Source organism: Amycolatopsis sp. PS_44_ISF1 (assembly GCF_032335455.1).
Lineage (GTDB): Bacteria > Actinomycetota > Actinomycetes > Mycobacteriales > Pseudonocardiaceae > Amycolatopsis.
This window is the reverse complement of record NZ_JANUXO010000004.1, coordinates 264,888-284,746: the sequence shown is the minus strand read 5'-3', so window position 1 is coordinate 284,746 and position 19,859 is coordinate 264,888. Positions and strand designations below refer to the sequence as shown.

The window sequence follows — 19,859 nt, the reverse complement described above, 5'->3', positions numbered from 1 at the left end:
CGGCGTGCACCCGAACGTCCCGAGGCCCGTCCCGGGCCCGCCCCCGGCCCCCGGGCCGCAGCCGAGCGATCCCCGCGCGGGGATCGGCGAAGCCGTCGCGGGCCTGGACGAGCTGAACGCGCTGCCGCTGACCGAGCACGTCGACCGGTTCGAGGCCGTGCACACCGAGCTCACCGTGGCCCTGTCCAGCATCGACAAGGTCTGACGCCGTGCCCAGAAGGGCCCGGCTGGACGCGGAGCTGGTGCGCCGCGGCCTCGCCCGCTCCCGGGAGCAGGCCTCGGCGCTGATCACCGGGGGCAAGGTCACCGTGCGCGGGCTGGTGGCGAGCAAACCCGCCACCGGAGTGGAATCCGACGCGCCCATCGTGGTGAAGGACTCCGACGATCCCGGCTGGGCTTCGCGCGGCGCGCACAAACTGCTGGGCGCGCTGGCGAAATTCGGTCCGGAAGGGCTTGAAGTCGAAGGAAAGCGCTGTCTCGACGCCGGCGCGTCCACGGGTGGTTTCACCGACGTGCTGCTGCGCGGGGGAGCGGCCACGGTGCTCGCCGCCGACGTGGGCCGCGGACTGCTCGACTGGCGGCTGCGGACCGACGCGCGCGTGGTCGTGCTCGACCGCACCAACGTGCGCAACCTGACCCCGGACGACCTCGGCGGGCCGGTCGACCTGATGGTCGGCGACCTCTCGTTCATCTCGCTCAGGCTCGTGCTGCCCGCGCTGGCGGCCTGCGTGCGCGAGGGCGGGGACCTGGTGCCGATGGTCAAACCGCAGTTCGAGGTCGGCAAGGACCGTCTCGGCAGCGGGGGCGTGGTCCGGGACCCCGACCTGCGCGCCGAATCCGTGCTCGGCGTGATCGAGGCGGCGGCGAAGCTCGGGCTCGCGTTGCGCGGGGTGGCGGCCAGCCCGCTGCCGGGGCCCTCGGGCAATGTCGAGTACTTCGTGTGGCTCCGGCGTCAAGACCCGGGCGCCGGAGCAGCCAGCGATGGCAGCGATGGCACTGTGGACAGTGCCGAGCGGCTCGTGTGGGCCGCCGTCGAGGAGGGACCGCAGTGACCACCAGCCACGAAGGTGCCGACGGCACCGGACGTGAAGTGCTCCTCGTGGTGCACCCGGACCGGGACACCACCCGCGAGGCGGCGCGGGAGGTGTCCGCGCGGTTCAGCAAGGCCGGGATCCGGCTGCGCGTGACCGACGAAGAGGTCCGGCAGCTGATCGACCCGGACGGCGGCATGGCGATGTCCTGCACGATCGTCGCGCCGCAGGACGACCCGGCGCGCGGGGCGGAGCTGGTGTTCGTCCTCGGCGGTGACGGCACGCTGCTGCGCGCGGCCGAGCTGGCGCGCCCGGCCGGCGTGCCGGTGCTGGGCGTGAACCTGGGCCGCGTCGGCTTCCTGGCCGAGGCCGACTCCGACGCGCTCGCCGACGCCGTGCAGCAGGTGGTCGACCGCGAGTACCAGGTCGAGGACCGGATGACGGTCGACGTCACGGTCACCTCCGGCGGTGAGGAGCTTTACCGCACCTGGGCGCTGAACGAGGCCAGCGTGGAGAAGTTCACCCGTGAGCGGGTGCTGGACGCGCTGATCGAGGTCGACGGCCGGCCGGTTTCGTCCTTCGGCTGCGACGGCGTGCTGTGCGCGACGCCGACCGGCTCCACCGCGTACGCCTTCTCCGCCGGCGGCCCGATCATGTGGCCGGACGTGGAGGCGCTGCTGGTGGTGCCGAGCAACGCGCACGCCATGTTCTCGCGCCCGCTCGTGGTCTCGCCGGATTCGGTGATCACCGTGGCGACCGACCCGACCGGGCCCGAGGCGGTGCTGACCTGCGACGGGCTGCGCAGCTTCGCCATGCCGCCGGGGTCGCTGGTGCGCGTGGTCTGCGGGCGTCGCCCGGTGCGGCTGGTGCGGCTGTGGGAGGGCGTGTTCACCGACCGGCTGGTGCACAAGTTCGGCCTGCCGGTGCGCGGCTGGCGCGAGCGCCGTACCGGCGGCCGCGCGGTCTGACCCGCCGCGACTCGCCCGCACAGGTGTTCGACCAGGCAAAAGAGTAGTTAACGGTGGTCGAGCGCACAGAACGTCGGTGGGGGCGGCTACCGTAGGCGTCGTGCTGGCCGAGATGCGCATCCAGGGCCTCGGAGTGATCGAGGAAGCCCTGCTGGAACTGCACCCGGGCTTCACCGTCGTGACCGGTGAGACGGGTGCCGGTAAGACCATGGTCGTGACCGGGCTGCACCTGCTCTCCGGCGGGCGGGCCGAAGCCTCCAAGGTCCGGACGGGAATGCTCAAGGCGTTCGTGGAAGGGCGGTTCACCCTCGGCAAGGCCGAGGCCGCGAGCCGGATCGTCACCGACGCGGGCGCCGACATCGACGAGGACGGTAGCGTGATCGCGCTGCGCACGATGGCCGTCGACGGGCGCTCGAGAGCGCACCTGGGCGGCCGGTCCGTGCCGGTCGGGGTGCTGGCCGAGCTGTCCGAGCAGGTGATCGCCGTGCACGGGCAGAACGACCAGCTGCGGCTGCTGCGCCCGGCCGAGCAGCGTGCGGTGATCGACCGGTTCGCCGGTGAGTCGGTGGGCGAACCGCTCACCGCCTACCGCGAGGTCCGGGCCGAGTGGCTGGCGGTGATCGCCGAGCTGAGCGAGCGCTCCAGCCGCTCGCGCGAGATGGCGCAGCAGGCCGACCTGCTCAAGCACGGGCTGAACGAGATCGACGCCGTCGCGCCCGAACCGGGCGAGGACGTCGAGCTCACCGAGCAGATCAAGCGGCTGGCCGCGGTCGACGAGCTGCGTGCGACCGCGACCGAGGCGCACGCCGCGGTGTCGGGCTCGCAGGACGGCGACCCGGACGCGCCGGGCGCGCTCGGGCTGGTCGGCGAGGCGGTGCGGCGGCTGGCTTCGGCCGAGGACCCGGTGCTGCGCGAGCTGGCCCCGCGCCTGGAAGAGGCGTCGATGCTGCTCGGCGACGTCGGCACCGAGCTGGGCAGCTACGTCGAGACGCTGGACGCCGATCCGGCGCTGCTGGAGAAGGTGCTGGCCCGCCAGGCCGACCTCAAGCGGCTCACCCGCAAGTACGCGGCCGACGTGGACGGGGTGCTGGCCTGGGCCGATGACGCCCGCCGCCGGCTGGAGTCGGTGGACACCTCCGACGAGGCGCTGGCCGAGCTGGCCGGCCGCCGCGACGAGCTGGCCGTGCGGCTGTCCGGGCACGCCGCCGAGGTGTCGGGCGCGCGGGCCAAAGCCGCCGCGGAGCTGGCCTCGGCCATCACCCAGGAGCTGTCCGGGCTGGCCATGGGCCAGGCCGAGCTGGAGATCACCGTCGAGCAGCGCCCGGCCGAGCACGGCGACCAGCAGGCGCTGGCCATCGACGGGCACGCGGTGCACGCCGGCCCCGAGGGCGTCGACGAGGTCGAGCTGCTGCTGCGCGCGCACAACGGCGCGCCGCCGCTGCCGGTGCACAAGGCGGCCTCCGGGGGTGAGCTCTCCCGCGTGATGCTGGCCATCGAGGTGGTGCTGGCCAACGTAGACACCGTGCAGACGCTGGTGTTCGACGAGGTCGACGCCGGGGTCGGCGGCCGGGCCGCGGTCGAGATCGGGCGGCGGCTGGCGCGGCTGGCCCGCACCCACCAGGTGCTGGTGGTGACCCACCTGCCGCAGGTCGCGGCGTTCGCCGACCAGCACCTCGTGGTCGACAAGGGCACCAGCGGCGGCGTCACGCGCAGCGGGGTGAAGCGGCTGGAGCAGGCCGACCGCGTGCAGGAGCTGGCCCGCATGCTGGCCGGCATGGACGGCACCGAGACCGGTCGCGCGCACGCCGAGGAGCTGCTGGCGGTGGCGGAGAAGGACAAGTCGGCGCCGGCGCCGAAGCGCAAACGCGCCAAGAAGAACTGAGCGGGAGCCGATGATCTGGGCCGCGGTGGCCGATGTGGAGGCCGAGCTCGCCGAGGCGCGGCGTGAGGCCGATCTGGACCGGTTCCTCGGGCTGCTCGGTGACGAGGAGCTGTTCGTGCCGATCCACCGGCCGGACGCCGAGAAGCTGGCCGGGCAGCGGTCCTGGTCGTCCGCCCAGGCCTGCTGCGAGCACGACGGCGAGCCGTCGCTGCAGGTGTTCACCCGGGGCGCGCTGCCCGACTTCGGCGCGGACGTGGTGTTCCTCAGCGGCGACCTCGACTGGGCGCTGCACGGGCTGGCCGGTGCGGACCCGGTGGTGTTCAACCGCGGCACCCCGGGCGAATGGCGGGTGACCGGCGCGGTCGTGCTGCCCTGGCTGGACGCGAACCCGGACCGGGTCACGGCGGTCGAGCAGCAGGTGGAGCGGCTCAACACCGCGCACTACGGCCGGTTCGACGGCCCGGTCGCCCGGGCGCTGGCCTGCGGGGCGCAGCAGGCCGCGCTCACCGCCGAGCCGTGGAACGTGCTCGACCCGCGTTACCACGACTACGTCGCCGAGGTCCGCGGCCTGCGCGACTGGTGGGGCGTCGGCGACGCGGCGGACTGGCGGCGGGCGGTGGCCCGGCTGCTCGGCGACCAGTACGTGCTGACCCCGGGCAACCTCGTGCTGGTGCTGCGGGCGCAGCACGACGAGGAACTGGACCCGGTGGGCTGGGCCGAGCTGGTCCGGTACTGGTGCGCGGAGAACGACGCCGGGCACCAGTCCGCGGAGCTGCTCGGCACGGTCGGCCGGATCGTGCGCTACGAGCAGCGGCTGCGGGCCGACGAGGTGCTGCCGCCGGACGGGGCCGTGGGCACGACCATCGGCTGGGACGTCGGCCGCGCGATCGGCCTGGCGCGCTGGGGACTGGCGGTCGGGCACTGCGACGCGCTGACGGCCGAGCTGATGGTGCTCGAGGCCGGCGCCGTGGCCCGCCGCTACCACCAGTCATGGGCCGAGCTGTCGGCGAGCTACCTGATGGGCCGGGTGCTCGCCCTGGACGGTGAGGAGTTCGGCGAAGCCTACGAGTCCGCCGTGCGGGTACACCACCTGCTGCTTCAGGACCCGGCCAGCCCCTGGGTGAACCTCGATTTCGCCCCGGCGGAACCCCCCATCCAATCCTGAACGGACGCGCTCGGCGACACGGCTCACCACAATGAGTCACGTGGGCTTCGGCGCGTCGTGCCTCGTCCCCCGCACAAATTTGTCACCATCAGCCACATGAAGCTCACCGGTCTGCTCGCGCGAAACCAGGAAGCCCTGCCCGGCATCACCGGCGTCGCGCGCGTCGACCGCCGGACCCCGGAGCTGCTGCGCCGGGTCAGCGCCGGCGACGTGGTGGTGCTCGACCAGCTCGACCTCGACCGCGCGACGGCCGACGCGCTGGTGGCGGCCGAGGTGGCGGCGGTGGTCAACGCCTCGCCGTCGATCTCCGGCCGGTTCCCCAACCTGGGCCCGGAGATCCTGCTCGCCGCGGGCATCCCGCTGGTCGACTCGGTCGGCGGCGAACTGCTGCGCACGGTCAAGGACGGCACCAAGCTGCGGGTGTTCGGGGGCGCGGTCTACCTGGGGGAGCGCCAGCTCGCCTCCGGCGACGAGCAGACCACCGAGAGCGTCGCGGACCAGATGATCGAGGCCAAGGCCGGGATGTCGACGCAGCTCGAGGCGTTCTCGGCCAACACCATCGAGTTCCTGCGCCGCGAGCGCACGCTGATCCTCGACGGCGTCGGCGTGCCCGAGCTGCGGATGCCGCTGCGCGACCGGCACGTGCTCGTGGTCGCGGCCGGCAACGGCCACGCCGAAGACCTCAAGCGGCTCAAGAAGTACATCGGCGAGCACCGGCCGGTGCTGGTCGGCGTGGACGCCGGCGCCGACTCGCTGCGCGCGCAGGGCTACACCCCGGACGTGATCGTGGGCGACCCGCACGGCATCGGCGCGGCGACGCTGCGCAGCGGGGCCGAAGTCGTCGTGCCCGCGCAGCCGGACGGCCACGCACCCGGGGTCGAGCGGATCCAGGACCTGGGCATCGGCGCGGTGACCTTCCCCGCGACCGGCAACGCCGAGGACCTCGCGCTGCTGCTGGCCGACGCGCACGGCGCGAGCCTGGTGGTCACCGTCGGGTTCCAGGCCACGCTGCGGGAGTTCCTGGACCACGGCCGGTCCGGCTCCAACCCCTCGACCTTCCTCACCCGGCTGAAGCTGGGCACGAAACTCGTGGACGGCAAGGCCGTCGCGACGCTGCACCGCAGCCGGGTGTCGCTCGGCGCGGTCGCGCTGCTCGTCCTCGCCGCCGTCGTGGTGGTGATCGCCGCGCTGCTGGTCTCCGACGTCGGCTCCGTCTACCTCGACTGGATCCAGCACACCTGGACCACGTTCACGAACTGGGTGAAGGGGCTTTTCCGGTGATTTCCCTGCGCTACCACATCGTTTCCATCACGGCGTGCTTCCTGGCGCTGGCCGTCGGCGTGGTACTCGGGTCCACCGCGCTCAACGGCTCGCTGCTCTCGGGGCTGTCGGACCAGAAGAAGGACCTCGGCACGCAGGTCGCCGATCTTGAGGCCCAGCGCAACGCACTGGGCGCCCGGCTGGCCGACGCCGACTCGTTCGCCGGTGCAATGGGTCCCAAGGTGGTGGCCGGGCAGCTCGACAAGCGCACGGTGGTGCTGGTGACCACCGCGGACGCGCGCCCGGCCGACCGCGACGCGCTCAAGCAGCTGGTCTCGCAGGCCGGTGGCTCGGTGACCGGCGAACTGCAGCTGACCGACGCGTTCACCGACCCGGACAAGGCCGACCAGCTGCGCGACGTGGTCACCCGGTTGCAGCCGGCCGGGTCTAAGTTCCCCACCGCGGGCGACTCCGGCACGCTGGCCGGCGCGCTGCTCGGCTCGGTGCTGCTGCTGGACAAGAGCTCCGCCAAACCGCAGTCCACCGGCGACGAGCTGGCCGCCGCGCTGGGCGGGCTGACCGACGGCGGGTTCGTGAAGCCCAGCCAGGGCGTGCAGCCCGCGCAACTGGCGATCGTGCTGACCGGCTCGCCGGCGACCGGGGACGGCGCGGGCGACCGGGCCTCGACCATCGCCCGGTTCGCCACCCAGCTCGACCGCGCCGGGGCGGGCACGGTGCTGGCCGGCGACCAGGGCTCGGCCGAGGGCTCCGGCGCGCTGGGCGTGGTCCGCGCCGACACCTCGGCGACCTCGATCCTGTCCACTGTGGACAACGTCGACTCGGCCGCCGGCCGGGTCGCCACCGTGATGGCCCTGCGCGAGCAGCTCGACGGCGGAGCCGGGCGGTACGGCATCGCCGGCAACGCCCAGGCGCCCGCCCCGGGCGTCAGCTCCGCCGGGAACTAGCGCTCGTGGGGGGCCGGCCCGGTCGCCACCGGCCGGCCGCTCACGCGCACTGAGCCCCGCACGCACGTCGGCGGCGGGACGTGGTCTCTTCGAGGGTGGGAGATCCGCGTTCCGCCGCCGACTCGTGCGTTCCGGCCTCAGCAGGCGCCGTTGTCGGTCCAGGCGTTCTGGCTGCCGCCGGGGGTGTCGCCCTGGGTCCACCACTTGGCCGTCCACTTGCGACCGCCGTAGGACACCACCGCGCCACCGCTGTAGGCCTGCGTGGCGCTCCAGGCCGCGGCCGAGCAGGTGCCCGGCGACCCGGTGGTCGGCGTGCTACCGCCCGAGCAGAGGCCGTTGTCGGTCCACACGTTCTGGCTGCCGCCGGGGGTGTCGCCCTGGGTCCACCACTTGGCCGTCCAGTTGTGGCCGCCGTAGGAGACCACCGCGCCGCCGCTGTAGGGCTGCGTGGCGCTCCACGCCGCGGCCGTGCACGAGCCGCCGCCCGGGGTGGTCGGGGTCGTGGGGCTGGACGGCGTGGTGGGGGTGGTGGGCGTGGTGGGGGTCGTCGGTGTGGTGGGGCTGGTCGGCGGGCTGGCGCAGCCCGAGGTCGGCGCCGCGAGCCCGTTGACCACGGCGTTGAACAGGGTCGAGCCCGGGTCGAGGTCGTAGAGGGAGAACATCATCGCCCCGGCCAGGCCGTTGCAGTGGATGTAGTCCGTGCGGGCCTTGATCGACTGCGGCGAGGAGCCGCCGAAGAAGTTCGTGCCGTCGTAGAACCAGGCCGACTGGGTGGTCGGGTCGTAGAAGGTGTCGGCCGGGTTGTCGACGATCCCGGACAGCTCCTTGTACATCGCGACGCCCGGCACGTTGCCGCTCAACGTCTTCCCGGCCGAGGGGCCGGAAGCGCTCTGGTACAGACCGTGGTTCGAGCCGGCGGGCACACCGGTCCAGCCGCGGTAGTAGAACGGGATGCCGAGCGTGAGCTTGCCGGCCGGGAACCCGCCGGGGATGCCGTACGGCGGATCGCCCTTGGTGTAGGCCTTGAGCACCGAATCGATGGTGTACTTCTCGGTGCCGGGCGGGATGGTGCCGGACGGGTCGTTCGGCGCGCCGTAGAGCGGGTCCTGGAAGTTGGTCGGTCCGGTCGCGTCCCAGGCGCCGTGCATGTCGTAGGTCATCGCGTCGCCGAAGTCGAGGTAGTTGCCGATCTTGTCGGTCTGCAGCTTCGCGATCTTGTCCTGCCCGCCGGGCAGCGCGGCCGAAAGCGCGTAGTGCTTGCCGCCCAGCGCGTCGAGCTCCGAGCGGAATTCGGCCAGCAGGGCGGTGTAGTTCGCGGTGTCGTTCGGGCTGACGTGGTTGCCGAGGTGGCCCGTGGTGGAGCCGGGGTACTCCCAGTCGATGTCGAAGCCGTCGAAGAGGCCGGCCGCGCTGCCCGGGCCGCCGTAACCGCCTTGGGCGGGCAGGTTGCCCTTGATGAACATGTCGATGCAGGAGCTGACGAACTTCTTGCGCGAGGCGTCGGTCGCCGCCACGTCGGAGAAGTACTTCGAGTAGCTCCAGCCGCCGAGCGAGAGCACCACCTTGAGGTTCGGGTGGCGGGCCTTCAGCTCCTGCAACTGGTGGAAGTTGCCGACGATCGGCATGCCGTAGGCGTCGGCCGTGCCGTCGACGCTGATGTCGGAGCCGAAGGACTTCTGGTAGTCGGCGAACGCGTCGCCCGCGCCGTCGCCGGCGTTCGGGTCGTTCTCCCCGGCCGGGTCCGGATCGCTGGCCTTGGTGTTCTCGAAGCAGGTGAGGTTCGCCGGGTCGACGTTCTCGAAGTCGTAGAGCAGGTAGTCGAGGTTGCCGGCGAGCGCGTCGACGTTCTTCGGGTAGTAGGCGTTCTGGTAGATGCTCCACTGGTCGTAGTAGGCGATGCGCGTGCCGCCGGACGCAGCGGGGGCCGCCGCGGGCGTCAGCGCCGCGCCCTGGGCGGCCGGCCCGCCGAGCGTCGTCAGCCCGGCCACGACGACCGCGGCGGCGGCCGCGGACAGCCAGGCCATCCGTCTGGATACCTTGTGCTGCATGGTTTCTCCCTCACGCAGGCGCGCACCCCGCCCCGCACCGGGGTGCGCGGCGGGGGTGCGCGAACTCATGGTCACAACGTGAGCGGTACCAGCCCGTCCTGAATGTGAACCCACGCTGGGGGAGAGTCAAGACTTTGGACTAGACCAATTCCGGGGCCTGGGGGCTTTCGGCTCCGTTGTCCGGAAATCCCTCCGATGGTCGGCCCGCGGGATCGCCAGGGTGCGAAGCGGGGCAGGCGCACCGGACCGCGGGAAAGGGCCGGGTGGCGGTGCGCCTGGGGGCGGCCGGGATTCCCCGGTCCGCCGCGCCCGGTACCCGGCCCGGAGGTGATCCGGGCCGCCGGATCCGGACGCCGGTCGGCGGTCCCCGTGCGGGCAATGACAAAGTGGGGTCTGATGGAACAGCCGACTCTCAGCGACGACACAGTCCATTCACAGCCGGGGTGGCGAGTCTGGCGCCCAGACCATCTCCGACCCCAGGAGCGTGCCCGAACCATGAGCACCACCCAGATCGCTCGCCCGGCAGCGCCTGTTTCGGTCCGCCCGTCCCACCTTTACCAGCTCGACCTGTTCCGCGTGATCACGTTCGCCTTCGTGATCTTCATGCACGTGCTGGGCGCGACCACGTTCCCGCAGGACGTGCCCGCCGACGCGATCGAGGGTCTGCTGCACTTCACCCGCCAGGCGTTCTTCGCGCTGAGCACCTTCGTGCTGGTGTTCCAGTACCGGGACCGGCCGCTGGCGGCGGGCCGGTTCTGGCGGCGGCGGGTGCCGCTGGTCGCCGTGCCCTACGTGCTCTGGTCGGTGATCTACTGGGCGTACTCGATGGTCACGGCCGACCAGCCCCCGGCCTCGGCCGGCGCGGCGCTGCGGGCCCTGGTGATCGAGATCGGCACCGGCACCGCCTGGTACCACCTGTACTTCCTGCTGGTCACGCTGCAGGTCTACCTGCTGTTCCCGCTGCTGATGAAGCTGGTCGGGGTGATCCGGCGCCACCCGTGGACGGTGCTGGCCGTCTCCGGCGCGGTGCAGGTCGCGGTCATCGCCTTCCTCAGCGACCCGCCGGCCGGGGTCGACTACACCACCACCACGCGGTTCTACACGACGCTGCTGCCCTACCAGTTCTATTCGGTGCTGGGCGCCGTCGCGGGGGTGCACCTGAAGACCGTGCACGACTGGCTGCTCCGGCACCGGTGGCTGGTGCTGGGCGGGCTGGTGGTCTCGCTCGGGGTGGCCGAGGCGGGCTACTTCTCGAACGTCCGCGAGGGGCTGTGGCCGGAGCTGGCCAGTGACGCGTTCCGGCTGTACCTGATCCCGTGGTTCGTGGCCGCCATCGCGACGATCTACCTGGCCGGCGCGCGCTGGAGCGAAGGCCGCCGCCGCGGTTCCCGGTTCGTCTCCTGGGCGGTGGACCGCTCGTTCGCCATCTTCCTCGCGCACCCCATCGCCCTGGCCCTGCTCGGCCCGCTGATCGCCCTGGTCGGCGACGGACCGGGCGCCCCGTGGACGACCATCGTGGTCTACCCGGCCACGGTCGCGCTGACCTTCGTGATCGTCGAGATCCTGCGGCGCCTCCCGGTCAGCCGGATGCTGACCGGCCGGCCCCCGCTGCGACCGGCGGCGCGGGTCGTCTGACCAGGAGGCCGGCCCGCGTTCCGAGGAGCACGGTGCAAGCGGGTGACGGAGCCACCGCGGGGCGAGAGTCGCCGAATCAGGCGGGCCGGTCCGGAGCGGGCTGATCCGATCGCCCGGCGTCCGGCGTGCCCACCAGGCCGGTCCAGGTCTCCACGAACCCCGGGAAGGTCTTGCCCACCGTGGCCGGGTTCTCCACGCGGACGCCCGCCACCCGCAGGCCCAGCACGGCCGCGGCCATGACCAGGCGGTGGTCGTGGTAGGTGTGGAAGACGCCGCCGTGCAGCGGGGCCGGGGTGATGCGCAGGCCGTCCTCGGTCTCGGTGACCGCGGCGCCCAGCGCGGAGAGCTCCGTGGCCAGCGCGGTGAGCCGGTCGGTCTCGTGACCGCGCAGGTGGGCGACGCCGGTGATCACCGACGGGCCCTCGGCCAGGCACAGCAGCGCGGCGATCACCGGGGTCAGCTCGCCGACCTCGTGCAGGTCCAGTTCGACGCCCGGGATCGACGAGCCGCCGGTGACGGTCAGCCCCGAAGCGTCCAGCTCCACCGTGGCCCCCAGCGCCGGCAGCAGCGAGCGCAGCCAGTCACCCGGCTGCGTCGTGTGCGCCGGCCAGCCCGGCACGTGCACGCGGCCCCCCGCGGCGACGGCGGCGGCCAGGAACGGCGCGGCCGTCGAGAGGTCCGGCTCGACCACGTACTCCGGGCAGGACAGCTTGGTCGGCTCGACGTGGAACTCCGCGCCCTCGCGTACCACCGTGGCGCCGAAGCGGCGGAGCATGTCCAGCGTCATCGCGATGTGCGGCTCGCTGGGCGGCGCGTCGCCCACCAGCCGCACGGTCACGCCCTGGTCGCAGGCCGGCCCGGCCAGCAGCAGCGCGGAGAGGAACTGGCTCGACGCCGACGAGTCGAGGTCCACCCGGCCGCCGCGCAGCCCGGCCTCGCCCTGGACGGTGAACGGCGGGGCGCCGCGGCCCTCGTCGTCGATCCGGGCGCCGAGCCGGCGCAGGGCGGTCAGCAGCGGGCCGATGGGGCGGCGGCGGATCGCCTCGTCGCCGTCGAACCGCACCGGCGCCTGGCCCAGCGTGGCCAGCGCGGGGGTGAAGCGCGCGACCGTGCCCGCGTTGCCGAGGCGGACCGTCGCCGGTTCGGCGTGGCTGCCCGAGAGCGGGTGCAGGAGGAACCCGTCGGTGGTCGCCTCCGAGCGGCCGCCCAGGGTGGCGAGCGCGCCGAGCATGAGCCGGGTGTCGCGCGAGTCCAGCGGCACGCGCACCCGGGTCGGGGCGGCGGCGAGCGCGGCCAGCACGTAGGCGCGGTTGGTGATCGACTTCGAGCCGGGGACGCGTACCCGGGCGTCCAGGGGAGCGGTCGAGACCGGCGCGATCCAGGGGTCTTCGTGCGCGTTCGTCACGCTCGGCAGCCTAGCGCCGTCCGCTCGCCCGCCCTCCGGCCACGGGTGCTTGCGCCTCCGCGAAACGCCGGGGGAACCCGCCACCGAGTGGGTTCGGCCCCCGTGGGATATGCTGGCGGCCCGTGGGACTTCAGTCGCGGGCTACCAAATTCGTCTTTGTCACCGGAGGCGTCGCCTCCTCTCTGGGTAAGGGTCTGACGGCGTCCAGCCTGGGACAACTCCTTACCGCACGTGGGCTCCGGGTCACGATGCAGAAACTTGATCCGTACCTCAACGTCGACCCCGGGACGATGAACCCGTTCCAGCACGGTGAGGTGTTCGTCACCGACGACGGGGCCGAGACCGACCTCGACATCGGGCACTACGAGCGCTTCCTCGACCGCGATCTCGACGGCAAGGCCAACGTCACCACCGGCCAGGTCTACTCCGAGGTGATCGCCAAGGAGCGGCGGGGTGAGTACCTCGGCGACACCGTGCAGGTGATCCCGCACATCACCGACGAGATCAAGGCGCGGATCACCGCCGCCGCGGTCCCGGACGAGGCGGGCAACGCCCCGGACGTGGTGATCACCGAGGTCGGCGGCACGGTGGGCGACATCGAGTCGCTGCCGTTCCTCGAGGCCTGCCGCCAGGTGCGCCACGACGTCGGGCGGGACCACTGCTTCTTCCTGCACGTGTCGCTGGTGCCCTACCTCGCCCCCTCGGGCGAGCTCAAGACCAAGCCGACCCAGCACTCGGTGGCGGCGCTGCGCAACATCGGCATCCAGCCCGACGCGCTGGTCTGCCGGGCCGACCGGGAGATCCCCGAGGACCTCAAGCGCAAGATCGGCCTGATGTGCGACGTCGACACCGAGGCGGTCATCGCCTGCCCGGACGCGCCGTCGATCTACGACATCCCGAAGGTGCTGCACCGCGAGGCGCTCGACGCCTACGTGGTGCGCCGCCTCGGCCTGCCCTTCCGCGACGTCGACTGGACGGTGTGGGGCGACCTGCTCGACCGGGTGCACAACCCGAGCGAAACCGTGCGGATCGCGGTGGTCGGCAAGTACATCGACCTGCCCGACGCCTACCTGTCGGTGACCGAGGCGCTGCGCGCGGGCGGGTTCGCCCACCGCGCCAAGGTCGAGATCGTCTGGGTGGCCTCCGACGACGCGCAGACCGCGTCCGGCGCGGCTTCGGTGCTGTCCGATGTGGACGGTGTGCTGATCCCGGGCGGGTTCGGCATCCGCGGCATCGAGGGCAAGGTCGGCGCGATCGAGTACGCCCGCACCCGCGGGCTGCCGGTGCTGGGCCTGTGCCTGGGCCTGCAGTGCATGGTGATCGAGGCGGCCCGGCACCTGGCCGGGATCACCGACGCCAACTCGGCCGAGTTCGACGAGGACACCGGGCACCCGGTCATCTCCACCATGGCCGACCAGCGCGACGTGGTCGCGGGCGAGCGCGACATGGGCGGCACCATGCGGCTCGGCGCCTACCCGGCGAAGCTCAAGGCGGGCTCGCAGGTCGCGAAGGCCTACGGCAGCACCGAGGTCTCCGAGCGCCACCGGCACCGCTACGAGGTCAACAACGCCTACCGCAAGCAGCTCGCCGACGCGGGACTGGTCTTCTCCGGCACCTCGCCCGACGACCGGCTGGTGGAGTTCGTGGAGCTGCCCGCGGACGTGCACCCGTTCTTCGTCGGCACCCAGGCCCACCCCGAGCTCAAGAGCCGCCCGACCCGGCCGCACCCGCTGTTCGGCGCGTTCGTCAAGGCCGTGGTGGACCGCAAGGTCGCCGAACGGCTGCCGGTCGAGCTGGCCGAAGCCCCCGTGGCGGCCCGGTGACCGGCCCGGGGCGGCACGAGTTCACCGTCGCCGGCAGCCGCGTCGTCCACATCGGACGGGTGGTCGGCCTGCGGGTCGACGAGGTGGTGATGCCGGGCGGCGGGACCGCGACCCGGGAGGTGGTGGAGCACCTGGGCGCGGTGGCGATCCTGGCGCTCGACGCCGACGGGGCGGTCACGCTGGTCCACCAGTACCGGCACCCGCTCGGGCACCGGCTGTGGGAGCTGCCCGCCGGGCTGATCGACCACGTGGGGGAGGAGCCGGTCGAGGCCGCCCGGCGCGAGCTGGTCGAAGAGGCCGGGCTGGCCGCGGCCGACTGGTCCACCCTGGTCGACGTCGCCGCCTCGCCCGGGTTCACCGACGAGGTGGTGCGGGTGTTCCTGGCCCGCGACCTGTCCGATGTGGATCGCGAGGTGCTCGGTGAGGAGGAGGCCGACCTGGTGATCCGGAAGTTCCCGCTGGCCGACGCCGTGGCGATGGCGCTGTCCGGTGAACTGGTCAACGGCGCGACCGTGTCCGGCGTGCTCGCCGCGCACGCGGTGGTCACCGGCGCCGCCCGGACCCGCCCGGCCGACGCGCCGTGGCGGGACCGGCCGACCCGGTTCGCCCGCCGTCGCGCCGAAGGCTGATCCGCACCCGTCCGGGGCTGCCGCGCGTCGGGGGCCCCGGACGGGGGTGCGGCCCTAGAGTGTCCGGGTGACGGGCGCGGGCAGGACCGGGGTGGACGAGGTGATCGCCGCCTACCTCGACCACCTGGTCGTCGAGCGCGGGACCGCCCGCAACACCCTGGACAGCTACGCCCGTGACCTGCGCCGGTACTCCGCGCACCTGGCCGCCTCCGGCGTCACCCGGTTCCCCGAGGTCACCTCCGTGCACGTCACGGCGTTCGGCGCGGGTCTGCGCGAAGGCGACGCCGAGCACCGGCCGCTCGCCGCTTCCTCCTCGGCGCGGGCCCTGGTCGCCGTGCGCGGGCTGCACAAGTTCGCCCACACCGACGGCCTCACCGAGCACGACCCGGCGCGGGAGGTCCGCCCGCCCGCGCCGGCCCGGCGGCTGCCCAAGGCGCTGCCGGTGAGCGACGTGCTCAAGCTGCTGGAGACCCCGCCGCCCGAGGGCGAGCGCGCGCTGCGCGACCGGGCGCTGCTGGAACTGCTGTACTCGACCGGGGCCCGGATCTCCGAGGCGGTCGGGCTCGACGTGGACGACGTGGACGACGGCGACCGCACCGTGCTGCTCGACGGCAAGGGCGGCAAGCAGCGGCTGGTGCCGATCGGCCGCCCCGCCCTCGAAGCCCTGCACACCTACCTCGTGCGCGCCCGCCCGGTGCTCGCGGCGCACGGGCGCGGCACGTCCGCGATCTTCCTCAACGCCCGCGGCAGCCGGCTCTCCCGGCAGAGCGCGTGGCAGGTGCTCAAGGACACCGCCGAGCGCGCGGGCATCACCGCGGGCGTCTCACCGCACACCCTGCGCCACTCGTTCGCCACGCACCTGCTCGAAGGCGGCGCGGACGTCCGGGTCGTGCAGGAACTCCTGGGCCACGCCTCGGTGACCACGACGCAGGTGTACACCCTCGTCACGGTCAACACCCTGCGCGAGGTCTACGCCACCGCGCATCCCCGTGCGCTGGGCTGAACGGCCGCGTGAGCTGCTCGATCCCGGCCGGTTCGGCCCCGGCCCGCGCGGTCACCGGCTGTGGTGACTTGGCGCTCCCGCCCCGGCGCGGCGCTTTGCCGGGGCTCCGACTCCGCGTTTAGGCTGCCGGGGACTTTGCCGAAACAAGGAGCTTTCCCGCCATGTCGACACCGAACCAGCCGAACCAGCCGGCCCGTCCGGCCGCGTCCGCCGGGTCGGCCGCGGCGAGCCTCAGCCAGGCGACCATCGCGACTCCGGCCGAGCACGACGGCGACGAGCCGTCCCGGCCGCTGAGCCGCGCGGAGCGGGCCCGGGCGCGGGCCCGGGAGCGCGAGGAGAGCGGGATCGGACCCACCGGCCGCCCGCTGCGGGAGATCCCCGAGCCGCAGCCGCTGGAGCGGCACGGCCCGGCCAAGGTGCTCGCCATGTGCAACCAGAAGGGCGGGGTCGGCAAGACCACCTCCACCATCAACCTGGGCGCGGCCCTGGCCGAGTACGGCCGCCGGGTGCTGCTGGTGGACTTCGACCCGCAGGGCGCCCTGTCGGTCGGTCTGGGCATCCAGCCGCACGAACTGGACCAGACCGTCTACAACGTCATCATGGAGCGCTCGGTCAAGGTCGAGGACGTGCTCCGCCAGACCCGCGTGGACGGCGTTGACCTGCTGCCGAGCAACATCGACCTGTCCGCGGCCGAGGTCCAGCTGGTCGCAGAGGTAGGGCGCGAGCACACGTTGTTACGGGTGCTGCGTCCGGTGATGAACGACTACGACTATGTTCTTGTCGACTGCCAGCCCTCGCTCGGCCTGCTGACGGTGAACGCACTGACCGCCGCGGACGGTGTGGTCATCCCGCTGGAGTGCGAGTTCTTCAGTCTGCGAGGCGTTGCGCTCCTGATCGACACGATCGAGAAGGTGCAGGAACGGCTCAACCCCAAACTGGACATAGTCGGGATTCTCGCCACCATGTACGACCCGAGAACCCTGCATTCGAAGGAGGTCATGGCGCGCGTGGTGGAGGCATTCGGCGACACCGTGTTCGACACGGTGATCAACCGCACGGTGCGGTTCCCCGAGACGACGGTCGCGGGTGAGCCGATCACGACCTGGGCACCCAAGTCCGCCGGTGCGGCGGCGTATCGCGCGCTGGCCCGCGAGGTGATCGCTCGGTGAGCAGGCGCGCTTCCCTGCCCGGAGCGTCGGAGCTCTTCCGTCTCACCTCCAGCCCGTCGACCCCGGCGCTCGACCGGCCGCCCGCGCCGCCGGAGCCGGCGACCGAGCCGGCCCCGGCGTCCGGCCAGCTCTCGCGCAGCGCCGCCCGCAGCGGTTCGGGCCGCACGAAGCACGACGCGAAGATCACCGTGTACGTCTCGGGCGAAGAGCTGCTGGCGATGGAGCAGACCCGGCTGAACCTGCGGGCCAAGCACAGCCTGATCGTCGACCGCGGCCGGCTGGTGCGCGAGGCCGTGGCCGTGCTGCTCGCGGACTTCGACCAGCACGGCGAGGAGTCGGTGCTGGTCCGGCGATTGCGCGCGGGCGAGGACGACGAAGGCGAAACCGAGGGCTGATGGACGAACCGGCATCGGCCCCGCAGCCGGAGCCGGACACGGCGGTCCCGGAAGCGCCGGTGGCCCCGGTGGGGGCGGCCGGCTCCGCGGAACCGGCCGGGCCCGGGGATCCGGTGCTCTCGGAGGCCGTCGCGGAGCTGGAAGCCGCGGTGGAGGCGCCGATCCAGCACGAGACCGTGCACGGCGGGACCCTGCCGCCCGGTGCGGCCGAGGAACTGAGCACGTCGAAGTTCCAGGTCCACCTGGCCAACTTCGAGGGTCCGTTCGACCTGCTGCTGCAACTGATCTCGCAGCACCAGCTGGACGTGACCGAGGTGGCGCTGCACCGCGTCACCGACGAATTCATCGCCTACACCCGCGCGCTCGGGGCGGACTGGAACCTCGACGAGACCACGGAGTTCCTGGTCATCGCCGCGACCCTGCTCGACCTCAAGGCCGCCCGGCTGCTGCCGGCGGCGGAGGTGGAGAGCGAGGACGACCTGGCGCTGCTGGAAGCGCGGGACCTGCTGTTCGCGCGCGTGCTGCAGTATCGCGCGTACAAGCAGGTGGCGGCGCTGTTCGGCGAGCTGGAACAGGGCGCGCTGCGGCGCTACCCGCGCTCGGTGGCGCTGGAGGAGCGGTACCTCGGCCTGCTGCCCGAGGTGATGCTGGGCGTGACCCCGGAGAAGTTCGCGGAGATCGCCGTGGCCGTCTTCCGGCCCAAGCCGCCGCCGACGGTGTCGCTCGCCCACCTGCACATGGGCCGCGTGTCCGTGCGCGAACACGCGGCCCTGCTGCGGATCCGGCTGGCGGAGGCCGGTGAGGCGACGTTCAAGGAACTGGTCGGGGACTGCGAGCACACGGTCGAGATCGTCGCGAGGTTCCTCGCGCTGCTGGAGCTGTACCGGGAGTCCTCGGTGCAGTTCGACCAGCTCGAGGCCCTGGCCGAACTGCACGTCCGCTGGACCGGCGGCACCATGGCGGAGGCCTCGGCCGCCGCGGACCAGGACCGCACCCTGGCTGAGGAAGAGGAGTACGGGTGAGCACCGAGAATCCCCCGCCCGGACCGGACGGGGAGGCCCCCGACCTCGACGCGCCGACCGGGCCGGCCGACGCCACGACCGAAAACCCCCTCCCCCCAGAGGATCCCGAGTCCGCTGCGGTCGCCGCCGCGGACGAAAGCGACCTCCCCGACCTGACCACCGACGAAGCCCTCGAAGCCGCGCTGGAAGCGCTCCTGCTGGTGGTCGACTCGCCGATCAGCGAGGAGTCGCTCGCCGGTACCTTCGGGGAGCCGGTGGCGCGGGTCACCGCCGGGCTGCGGGCCATGGCGCGGAAGCTGACCGAGCGGGCCAGCGGGATCGACCTGCGGCGAGTCGGCGAAGGGTGGCGGTTCTACACTAGGGACACCTACGCCCCGTTCGTGGAGAAGCTCCTGCTGGACGGCCAGCGGTCGAAACTGACCAGGGCCGCGCTGGAGAGCCTCGCCGTGATCGCGTACCGGCAGCCGGTGACCAGGGCCAGGGTCGCCGCGGTGCGGGGCGTGAACGTGGACGGCGTGATCCGGACGCTGCTCGCGCGCGGGCTCATCGAGGAGATGGGCACCGATCCCGAGACGACCGGAACGCTGTACGTGACGACCGAGCTGTTCCTGGAGCGACTGGGGCTGTCGTCACTGAACGACCTGCCCCCGATCGCTCCGCTGCTACCCGAAGTGGACACCATCGATGACATCTGAGGAACACCCCGACGGCGTCCGGCTGCAGAAGGTCCTGTCCCAGGCCGGCATCGCCTCCCGGCGCGCGGCTGAGGACCTGATCGTGGCCGGCCGGGTGGAGGTGAACGGCGAGGTCGTCACCGAGCTGGGCCGCCGCGTGGACCCGGTCGAGGCGGTGATCCACGTGGACGGCACGCGGGTGAACCTCCGCGAGGACCTGGTCTACCTGGCCTTCAACAAGCCCAAGGGCGTGCACTCCACGATGTCGGACGACCGCGGCCGCCCGTGCGTCGGCGACTACCTGCGCGGGCGCTGGGAGGAGACCCCCGGCGTGGTGCACGTGGGCCGGCTCGACGAGAACACCGAGGGCCTGCTGCTGCTGACCAACGACGGTGACCTCGGCCACCGGCTGATGCACCCGTCCTACCGGGTGCTCAAGACCTACCTGGTCGAGGTCGACGGTCTGGTGCCGCGCGGGCTGGGCAAGGAGCTGCGCAGCGGCTGGGAGCTGCCCGACGGACTGGTCAAGGTCGACCAGTTCCGGGTCAAGGACATGCACTCCGGCAAGACCATGGTGGAGCTGGTGATCCACGAGGGCCGCAAGCACATCGTGCGGCGGCTGATGGCTTCGGCCGGGCACCCGGTGCGCAAGCTCGTGCGCACGGCGGTCGGCGACGTGCAGCTCGGCAACCAGCGGCCCGGCACGATCCGGCGGCTGACCCGCGGCGAGGTCGGCTCGCTCTACCGCACGGTCGAGCTCTGAGACCGGGCCGCGGGCCGCGCCG

Annotated in this window: 18 protein-coding genes; 16 read left to right on the top strand and 2 right to left on the bottom strand. The window is 72.8% G+C overall.

Going from position 1 to position 19,859, the window contains the following annotated elements; genetic code table 11:
• Positions 1 to 4: 4 nt before the first annotated feature.
• From NYF13_RS31185 to NYF13_RS31155, 7 genes are all read left to right on the top strand, one after another.
• Positions 5 to 205: a hypothetical protein gene (locus tag NYF13_RS31185; RefSeq protein ID WP_315661520.1), complete on the top strand. Its 201-nt coding sequence runs from the start codon at positions 5 to 7 to the stop codon at positions 203 to 205.
• A gap of 4 nt (positions 206 to 209) precedes the next feature.
• The gene (locus tag NYF13_RS31180) at positions 210 to 1,052 is read left to right on the top strand and encodes a TlyA family RNA methyltransferase (protein WP_315661519.1); all 843 of its coding nucleotides are present in this window, start codon (positions 210 to 212) and stop codon (positions 1,050 to 1,052) included.
• Entirely contained in the window at positions 1,049 to 1,999 is a 951-nt protein-coding gene (locus NYF13_RS31175; RefSeq protein ID WP_315661518.1) for an NAD kinase, read from the top strand. The genes NYF13_RS31180 and NYF13_RS31175 overlap by 4 nt, the downstream gene beginning before the upstream one ends.
• A 100-nt stretch (positions 2,000 to 2,099) precedes the next feature.
• Positions 2,100 to 3,881 (top strand): DNA repair protein RecN, encoded by a 1,782-nt coding sequence (gene recN, locus NYF13_RS31170; protein ID WP_315661517.1) that lies wholly within the window; start codon positions 2,100 to 2,102, stop codon positions 3,879 to 3,881.
• A gap of 10 nt (positions 3,882 to 3,891) precedes the next feature.
• Entirely contained in the window at positions 3,892 to 5,046 is a 1,155-nt protein-coding gene (locus tag NYF13_RS31165; RefSeq protein ID WP_315661516.1) for a DUF1266 domain-containing protein, read from the top strand.
• Between the two features lie 96 nt (positions 5,047 to 5,142).
• On the top strand, positions 5,143 to 6,327 hold the full coding sequence (gene steA / locus NYF13_RS31160) for a putative cytokinetic ring protein SteA (RefSeq protein ID WP_315661515.1): 1,185 nt from the start codon (positions 5,143 to 5,145) through the stop codon (positions 6,325 to 6,327).
• On the top strand, positions 6,324 to 7,271 hold the full coding sequence (locus NYF13_RS31155) for a copper transporter (RefSeq protein ID WP_315661514.1): 948 nt from the start codon (positions 6,324 to 6,326) through the stop codon (positions 7,269 to 7,271). The genes steA and NYF13_RS31155 overlap by 4 nt, the downstream gene beginning before the upstream one ends.
• Positions 7,272 to 7,408: 137 nt before the next feature.
• Here the strand turns inward: NYF13_RS31155 and NYF13_RS31150 are convergent, their stop codons facing one another.
• The gene (locus tag NYF13_RS31150; RefSeq protein ID WP_315661513.1) at positions 7,409 to 9,319 is read right to left on the bottom strand and encodes a glycosyl hydrolase family 18 protein; all 1,911 of its coding nucleotides are present in this window, start codon (positions 9,317 to 9,319) and stop codon (positions 7,409 to 7,411) included.
• Positions 9,320 to 9,814: 495 nt separating this feature from the next.
• Here NYF13_RS31150 and NYF13_RS31145 point away from each other — a divergent pair, with 495 nt between their 5' ends.
• The gene (locus tag NYF13_RS31145) at positions 9,815 to 10,954 is read left to right on the top strand and encodes an acyltransferase (RefSeq protein ID WP_315661512.1); all 1,140 of its coding nucleotides are present in this window, start codon (positions 9,815 to 9,817) and stop codon (positions 10,952 to 10,954) included.
• Positions 10,955 to 11,030: 76 nt separating this feature from the next.
• Here NYF13_RS31145 and aroA read toward each other — a convergent pair whose 3' ends face one another.
• Complete coding sequence (gene aroA / locus NYF13_RS31140) at positions 11,031 to 12,359, bottom strand: 3-phosphoshikimate 1-carboxyvinyltransferase (protein ID WP_315661511.1); 1,329 nt, start codon at positions 12,357 to 12,359, stop codon at positions 11,031 to 11,033.
• A 122-nt stretch (positions 12,360 to 12,481) separates the two neighbouring features.
• On the opposite strand from aroA, the gene NYF13_RS31135 reads away from it, so the two are divergent.
• From NYF13_RS31135 to NYF13_RS31100, 8 genes are all read left to right on the top strand, one after another.
• Positions 12,482 to 14,182, top strand: coding sequence for a CTP synthase (locus NYF13_RS31135; RefSeq protein ID WP_315661510.1), 1,701 nt, complete (start codon positions 12,482 to 12,484; stop codon positions 14,180 to 14,182).
• Positions 14,179 to 14,811, top strand: coding sequence for an NUDIX hydrolase (locus tag NYF13_RS31130; RefSeq protein ID WP_315661509.1), 633 nt, complete (start codon positions 14,179 to 14,181; stop codon positions 14,809 to 14,811). Before NYF13_RS31135 ends, NYF13_RS31130 begins: the two co-directional genes overlap by 4 nt.
• A gap of 100 nt (positions 14,812 to 14,911) precedes the next feature.
• Positions 14,912 to 15,814, top strand: a complete 903-nt coding sequence (xerD, locus tag NYF13_RS31125; RefSeq protein ID WP_315661962.1) for a site-specific tyrosine recombinase XerD — start codon at positions 14,912 to 14,914, stop codon at positions 15,812 to 15,814.
• Positions 15,815 to 15,975: 161 nt separating this feature from the next.
• On the top strand, positions 15,976 to 16,983 hold the full coding sequence (locus tag NYF13_RS31120) for an AAA family ATPase (protein WP_315661508.1): 1,008 nt from the start codon (positions 15,976 to 15,978) through the stop codon (positions 16,981 to 16,983).
• Positions 16,980 to 17,378 (top strand): cobyrinic acid a,c-diamide synthase, encoded by a 399-nt coding sequence (locus NYF13_RS31115; protein WP_315661507.1) that lies wholly within the window; start codon positions 16,980 to 16,982, stop codon positions 17,376 to 17,378. The genes NYF13_RS31120 and NYF13_RS31115 overlap by 4 nt, the downstream gene beginning before the upstream one ends.
• Complete coding sequence (locus NYF13_RS31110) at positions 17,378 to 18,400, top strand: segregation/condensation protein A (protein WP_315661506.1); 1,023 nt, start codon at positions 17,378 to 17,380, stop codon at positions 18,398 to 18,400. Before NYF13_RS31115 ends, NYF13_RS31110 begins: the two co-directional genes overlap by 1 nt.
• Entirely contained in the window at positions 18,397 to 19,095 is a 699-nt protein-coding gene (gene scpB / locus NYF13_RS31105; protein WP_315661505.1) for an SMC-Scp complex subunit ScpB, read from the top strand. Before NYF13_RS31110 ends, scpB begins: the two co-directional genes overlap by 4 nt.
• Positions 19,085 to 19,837 carry a pseudouridine synthase gene (locus NYF13_RS31100; RefSeq protein ID WP_315661504.1) on the top strand — a complete coding sequence of 251 codons (753 nt, stop codon included), beginning with the start codon at positions 19,085 to 19,087 and terminating at the stop codon, positions 19,835 to 19,837. Before scpB ends, NYF13_RS31100 begins: the two co-directional genes overlap by 11 nt.
• Positions 19,838 to 19,859 lie beyond the last annotated feature (22 nt).

What these genes read in the sequence shown, in the direction of transcription:
- NYF13_RS31110 (WP_315661506.1), top strand. Translation starts at nt 17,378, where the DNA reads ATGGACGAACCGGCATCGGCCCCGCAGCCGGAGCCGGACACGGCGGTC.
- NYF13_RS31165 (WP_315661516.1), top strand. Translation starts at nt 3,892, where the DNA reads ATGATCTGGGCCGCGGTGGCCGATGTGGAGGCCGAGCTCGCCGAGGCG.
- steA (WP_315661515.1), top strand. Translation starts at nt 5,143, where the DNA reads ATGAAGCTCACCGGTCTGCTCGCGCGAAACCAGGAAGCCCTGCCCGGC.
- NYF13_RS31120 (WP_315661508.1), top strand. Translation starts at nt 15,976, where the DNA reads ATGTCGACACCGAACCAGCCGAACCAGCCGGCCCGTCCGGCCGCGTCC.
- NYF13_RS31100 (WP_315661504.1), top strand. Translation starts at nt 19,085, where the DNA reads ATGACATCTGAGGAACACCCCGACGGCGTCCGGCTGCAGAAGGTCCTG.
- NYF13_RS31150 (WP_315661513.1), bottom strand. Translation starts at nt 9,319, where the DNA reads ATGCAGCACAAGGTATCCAGACGGATGGCCTGGCTGTCCGCGGCCGCC.
- NYF13_RS31145 (WP_315661512.1), top strand. Translation starts at nt 9,815, where the DNA reads ATGAGCACCACCCAGATCGCTCGCCCGGCAGCGCCTGTTTCGGTCCGC.